General features: G+C 62.9%; 4 protein-coding genes. 1 reads left to right on the top strand and 3 read right to left on the bottom strand.

The features are described from left to right. Positions 1 to 93: 93 nt before the first annotated feature. The 3 genes from J0A65_RS22370 to J0A65_RS22360 all read right to left on the bottom strand — a co-directional run bounded on the left by J0A65_RS22370 (position 94) and on the right by J0A65_RS22360 (position 1,746). Entirely contained in the window at positions 94 to 480 is a 387-nt protein-coding gene (locus tag J0A65_RS22370) for a carboxymuconolactone decarboxylase family protein (protein ID WP_152488005.1), read from the bottom strand. Continuing rightward, complete coding sequence (locus tag J0A65_RS22365) at positions 428 to 883, bottom strand: MerR family transcriptional regulator (RefSeq protein WP_206596528.1); 456 nt, start codon at positions 881 to 883, stop codon at positions 428 to 430. Before J0A65_RS22365 ends, J0A65_RS22370 begins: the two co-directional genes overlap by 53 nt. 110 nt (positions 884 to 993) lie before the next feature. Beyond that, positions 994 to 1,746: a class I SAM-dependent methyltransferase gene (locus J0A65_RS22360; protein ID WP_206596527.1), complete on the bottom strand. Its 753-nt coding sequence runs from the start codon at positions 1,744 to 1,746 to the stop codon at positions 994 to 996. Between the two features lie 117 nt (positions 1,747 to 1,863). Between J0A65_RS22360 and J0A65_RS22355 the strand changes: the two genes are divergently transcribed. Continuing rightward, entirely contained in the window at positions 1,864 to 2,232 is a 369-nt protein-coding gene (locus J0A65_RS22355; RefSeq protein ID WP_152488002.1) for a hypothetical protein, read from the top strand. The last annotated feature ends 191 nt before the right edge of the window (positions 2,233 to 2,423 follow it).

Genomic DNA, 2,423 nt, shown 5'->3' with positions numbered 1-2,423 from the left:
ATGCACTTCCGCTTCAACGTCTGAGCCTGCCCCGCTCCCTCGAAGCCCCCAGCGGATCCACGCCGCTGGGGGCTTCGCGCTTATGGCCCGGCGTCAGGCCGCCTCAGAGCGCTGCTCGAACACCTCCCGCGCCACCGCCAGGCCATTGAGTGCCGCGGGAAAGCCGGCATACACCGCCATCTGCATCATCGTCTCGACGATCTCGGTGCGGCTGACACCGACGTTCAACGCGCCATGCACATGCACCTTCAGCTGTGGCGCAGCATTGCCAAGGGCGGTCAGCGCCGCCACCACGGCGATCTCCCGGCTTTTCAGGTCCAGCCCCGGCCGCGAGTAGATATCGCCGAACGGGAACTCCACCAGATAGCGCGCGAAATCCGGGGCGATGCCAGCCAGACTCTCCACCACCCGTTCACCGGCCTCGCCGTCAATCTCCTTCAGCCTGGCCAGTCCTCGCTGGTACCGACTTTCGTTGCTCATGCTCGTTGCCCCTCTCGATTGATGACTCCAGCGCCAGGCGCTGCTCGCACGAGCGGTAGTACTCGATCTTCGCTTGCAGCGCATCGGCGGCGCAGCGCATCGCTTCGATCTCGGTCAGAACCTCCGCGAGGTGTTCTTCCAGCATCTGTCGACGCGCCGGCACCGTCGGGTCTCCGGCGCCCCTCAGCGCCGCGAACGCCTGCATCTTGCCGATCGGCATGCGGGTCGTGCGCAGGCGCAGCAGGAACTCGATCCAGGCCATGTTCGAAGGCGCATAACGGCGCTGTCCACTCGCCGTGCGGCCCACCGGCCCGATCAGCCCGATGCGCTCGTAATAGCGCAGGGTATGGGCTGTCAGCCCGGTGCGGCGGGCGACTTCGTCGATGCTCAGATGAGGTTCCATGGGGCGATCCTAAAAGTTCGAGCGCGCTCTAAGTCAATCCCTTTCGGTATCCACGTCAAGCACCGAACAACGCCCGATAGCCCAACCGACCCGCGTGGCAGCGCCCCGGGTTAACGCCGCGCTTCGATCAGGTGCCGAGTCGAATGCGCCACGAATGGCCGCCCACCACGCATCTGCTCATCGAGGGCCAGCAATACATCGTGGTACTTGCGTGTGGAGAAGTCAGGCACCCACCACACGCACTTGCGCAGAATCCAGACCACCGCCCCGACGTCGTTGAACATCAGACGGCAGCGCTCGACACGCAGATCCGTCACGTTCAGCCCGGCTGCCTGCGCGGCGGCCGCCTCGTCCTGCGGATCGCGCTGACGTCGCTGCTGTGGAAGCGGCCCGAGGAAGCGCTCAATCAGATCGAAAGCCGAAGCCGCACCAACATGCTGCGCGAAGTAGCATCCGCCCGGCTTGAGCACGCGATGGATCTCGGCCCAGTTCGGGGATACCGGATGACGCGATGTGACGAGCTCGAAAGAAGTGTCCGCAAACGGCAGCACGCTGTCCGCCGCCGTGGTTTCCACCACCTGCACGCCACGCGCCCCCAGGTGCTCGCGGGCCTTGCGGGCGTTGGGCGGCCACGCCTCCGTGGCACACATTCGCGGAGGAAAGCGCGGCACCTCGCCCAGCACCTCACCGCCACCGGTGTCCAGATCAAGCGCCGACCCCACCTGGGCCAAGCGCTGCGCCAGCAACCTGGAATAACCCCAGGAAGGACGCTCCTCACTAGCTCGCCCCGCTAGCCACGCAAAGCCCCAACCACTCACATCGGCCGCTTCAGCTTCAGCCAACAGTTCATCAAAGGATTTCATTCAGCACACATCACACAGTTCGAAGAAAAAGGAACCGTCCGGTAGCACACGCACACCGTGGACAACGGTCACCAGAGTTTCTATTCTGCCGGGCTTTCGCCATCAAGGATGAAGCAAATGAAAAACCTGCTCCTGCTGCTCGCGGTCGCCGCCGGCGGCTATTACCTCTATACCGAGCACTTCGCGGCCACGGCCATCGATGTTGATAGCTACCAGGCCCTGCTGCAAAAGGTAGAAGCCACAAGCGTCAGTCTCGATGAGGTCAAGGTTGGGACCCACCAGCTGGTGACCTTTTTCTGCAACGACGCCAGTTACGAGCAGGCCACAGGCAAGACCTCCGCCAGCTGCATCGCCCGCTACGAAAACTACCGGGACATGTGCGAGGACCGCATCTTCTCCCAGTCTCCCCAGACCTTCGCCAACAAAGCCGATGTCATCGCCGTTGCCAGCCGATACGTGGCCTGCACAGGGATCAAGAACAGCTAGCAGGACAGCTGTCTACAAACGACACGGGAACAATAAGGAAGCCGATCCTCTTGACCGGCAACAAGAGAATGAATGGGGTCAGTGTGGCGGGTTTTCAGGGTATCTATCAGTGAGACCCGCGGCTGTGTGCATGTGGCCCGCGCACAGCTATGCTATCACTGATTGCACTGAATGCACGGGAGGCAACCATG

The organism is Bowmanella yangjiangensis, from assembly GCF_017255015.1.
GTDB classification, from domain to species: Bacteria; Pseudomonadota; Gammaproteobacteria; order Enterobacterales; family Alteromonadaceae; genus Bowmanella; species Bowmanella yangjiangensis.
This window is presented reverse-complemented; position numbering and strand designations above follow the sequence as displayed.